The sequence below is a fragment of the Pseudomonas emilianonis genome, assembly GCF_023072625.1.
Classification (GTDB): domain Bacteria; phylum Pseudomonadota; class Gammaproteobacteria; order Pseudomonadales; family Pseudomonadaceae; genus Aquipseudomonas; species Aquipseudomonas paraveronii.
In genome coordinates this window covers 1-3,244 of record NZ_JAKNRV010000488.1, presented here as the reverse complement: position 1 = coordinate 3,244, position 3,244 = coordinate 1, and the positions used below count along the sequence as shown (strand labels likewise).

At 63.6% G+C, this 3,244-nt stretch carries 3 protein-coding genes and 1 pseudogene; 2 read left to right on the top strand and 2 right to left on the bottom strand.

Annotation, left to right across the window (positions count from 1 at the left end; all coding sequences use genetic code 11):
• The coding region (locus L9Z73_RS28105) for a glutamine synthetase family protein (RefSeq protein ID WP_247408006.1) at positions 1-946 on the bottom strand (946 nt) is incomplete at its 3' end.
• 410 nt (positions 947-1,356) lie between these two features.
• Here L9Z73_RS28105 and L9Z73_RS28100 point away from each other — a divergent pair.
• Positions 1,357-2,130, top strand: coding sequence for a transporter substrate-binding domain-containing protein (locus L9Z73_RS28100; RefSeq protein WP_247408005.1), 774 nt, complete (start codon positions 1,357-1,359; stop codon positions 2,128-2,130).
• Between the two features lie 50 nt (positions 2,131-2,180).
• Positions 2,181-3,020 (top strand): cache domain-containing protein, encoded by an 840-nt coding sequence (locus tag L9Z73_RS28095; protein ID WP_247408003.1) that lies wholly within the window; start codon positions 2,181-2,183, stop codon positions 3,018-3,020.
• A 44-nt stretch (positions 3,021-3,064) separates the two neighbouring features.
• On the opposite strand, the pseudogene L9Z73_RS28090 reads toward L9Z73_RS28095, so the two are convergent.
• Positions 3,065-3,244, bottom strand: a pseudogene (locus L9Z73_RS28090) (MFS transporter); the annotation flags it as partial.

Sequence of the window (3,244 nt, the reverse complement as noted above, 5' to 3'; positions counted from 1 at the left end):
AATAGTTGGCGTTGGGGCAGAACATCAGCAGCGAATCGAGCAAGGTGCTGAGCATGCCGCCCACCGCCTGGCGCAGCAGCGGCGTGCCGTCGGCGGCCTCGCTGGCGAACAGGTTATTGCCCTCGGCATCCGCGAGGCTGACGTGCATGTGCATGCCGGTGCCGGCCAGGTCGTCGAACGGTTTGGCCATGAAGCACGCCGTCATCCCGTGTTTGTGCGCCACGCCTTTGACCAGGCGCTTGTAGCGCACCGCTTCATCCATCGCTTGCAGCGCGTCGGCGCGGTGTTCCAAGGTGATTTCGACCTGGCCCGGGGCGTATTCGGAAATCGCCGTGCGGGCCGGAATGCCTTGCAGTTTGCAGGCGCTGTAAAGGTCGGCGAGAAACGGCTCGATCTGCTCCAGTTCGCGCAGGCCATAGACCTGGGTCGCACGCGGGCGGCCGCCGTCCATGTCGCGTGCCGGTTGCGGGCGGCCGTTGCTGTCGGGTTTCTGGTCGAGCAGGTAGAACTCCAGTTCCGCCGCCATCACCGGGTAGTAACCGTCGGCCTTGAGCCCCTCGATCACTTTGGCCAGCACATGCCGGGGGTCGGCCACGGTGGCGGGCAAGCCTTCGGTGGGGTGCATGCTGACTTGCACCGCTGCCGTCGGAATCAGCCGCCACGGCATGCGCTGCAAACTGCCGCTGATCGGGTAGGCACGGCAGTCGATATCGCCCACCTCCCACACCAGCCCGGAGTTTTCCACGTCATCGCCGTGGATCGTCAGGCCAAGGATCGTGCTGGGCAGCGGGCGGCCACTTTCATACACCGCCAGCAGTTCGTCGCGATGCAGCAACTTGCCGCGCGGCACGCCATTGTTGTCGAGGATAAACAGCTCGAACATCTCGATGTCCGGGTTCTGCTCAAGGAAGGAGTGGGCTTCGTGCAGGCTGGCAAAAACACTCATGGCAATTCTCATACGTTTGCGTCAGGCAGGCACACAGGCGCCGCCGGGCGGATGCGCGCAGGTGCGCGTCATCCATCGGATAGATCAACGTAGGAGAGAGGTATCTGGTGGGCGCGCATGTCGACAGTGGAACAGGGCCCAGAAAGCCAGCGCAGAGGGTAACGCCTCGACATCCGCCGCACCGCTCGGCGCGACGACGCCAGGCAGTGTCTCGGGGTAAGTGTCGGGGCAACCGTCCATGGGCGAATCACAGTGGTGGAGTTGCCCGGCAGCGTCACATGCTGGGTCAGGTGGGTCAATTCAGGGTTGCCGGAGTTTGGTTACACGTTGGCTAAACATTCGCCGTCCTTGCCACCCTGCCATCTTGCTGGAAATAATGGCCGCCCGATCATGCCCAAGGACTCGACCGCATGAAAGCTCCCTTAGCCCTGTGTGTATTGGCGAGCCTGGCGACGCCCGCCCTGGCGGACACTGCCCCCTCGCGCCTGGACACCGTGCTCGACAGCGGCACGCTCACCGTCTGCACCACCGGCGACTACAAGCCTTACACCTCCCTGCGTGCCGATGGCCGCTACGAGGGCATCGATATCGCCATGGCCGAGTCCCTGGCCAAGAGCCTCAATGCAAAGATCGCCTGGGTGCCGACCACCTGGAAAACCCTGATGCCGGACTTCCTCGCGCAACGCTGCGACATCGCCGTGGGCGGTATTTCGGTGTCGTTGGAACGCCAGAAAAAAGCCTTCTTCAGCCAGTCCCTCGGGGTCGACGGCAAGATCCCGCTGGTGCGCTGCGCCGATGTGCAACGCTACCAGACCGTCGAGCAGATCAACCAGCCGCAGGTGCGGGTGATCGAGCCGGCGGGCGGCACCAACGAAGTGTTCGCCCGGGCACACCTGGGCCAGGCGCAGATACGCCTGCACGACAACGTGAGCATCTTCGACGAACTGCTGGCGGGCAAGGCCGATGTGATGATCACCGACGCCAGCGAGGCGCGCTTCCAGCAGAAACTCAAGCCGGGGCTGTGCGCGGTCAACCCGCAGCGGCAGATGCAATACAGCGAAAAAGCCTTCCTGCTGCCGCGCGACGATGTGGCCTGGAAAAGCTATGTCGACCAGTGGTTGCACCTGAACGTGGCCACCGGGGTGTACGACGGCATCGTCAATCAATGGCTGGCAGCGCCCTGAGCTCCAGCCGTCTACGCTGTGCTCACACCTATAAGAACGAGGCACGGATAATGAAGGGACTGCTCCGATTCACCTGGCTGCTGCTGTTGGGTTTCAGCCAGGTACACGCCGCCACCTTGCCGGAGGAGGACGCCCAGGCGGCCAAGGCCCTGCTGGAGAAAGCCTTGGCCTACTACCAGAGCAATGGCGACAAGGCCTTCGCCGCCTTCAGCCGCCAGGGCGAGTTTGTCGACCATGACCGCTATGTGTTCGTGGTCGACACCCAGGGCGTGTTGCTGGCCAGCGGCGGGCCCTCCTCCGCGTTGATCGGCCGCGATATTTCCGAAGTGCTGGGGCCGGATTTGCGCCAGTCGTTCAAGAACGCGCTCAAGGTGCCGGAAGGCCAGGGCATCCAGCAGGCCGACTACCGCTGGCAGAACTGGAACGACGGCAAGACCGAGCACAAGCATGTGTTTTATCAGCGCGTGGGCGAGCGCATCCTGGCGGTGGGCTATTACCTGCCACGGGCCACGCCGGAACAGGCGCGGGCGCTGCGCGACCAGGCCGTCAAGGCGCTGGTCAAGGATCAAACCGGCACGCTGAAGGCGATCAACTCATTGCAGGGCGGTTTCCTGCAGGACGATCTCTACGTGTTTGTGGTGGACCTCGATACCCAGCGCTATGTCGCCCATGGCACCAACCTGCGACTGATCAACACCGACTTCAGCAAGATCAAGGACCCGGACGGCAAGCCGGTGGGCGAACCGATCCTCAAGCTGATGGCGGAGCAGGACCAGGGTGAGTACAAGTACCGCTGGAAAAACCCGGTAACCGGCAAGGTCGAGCACAAGCATGCGTTTTTGCGCAAAACCGGGCATTTCATGGTGGCGGTCGGGTACTACAGCCCCTGATCCACAGTGGCAGGCGATCAAGCATGGGCGCTTGATCAGGCCAGCTACTCGGCGCTGTCTTCCCGACCGCGCAGCACGCGATTAGGCATCGCAATCGCCGCCGCCAGCCCCAGCAATGACACCGCCGCACTCACCATCAGCAAATGCCGGAATGTCACCGCCAGTTCCCCGCGCAGGGCGTCCTGCGCCGGGCCTGGGGCGGCGTTCAGGCCATCGAGCAGGAC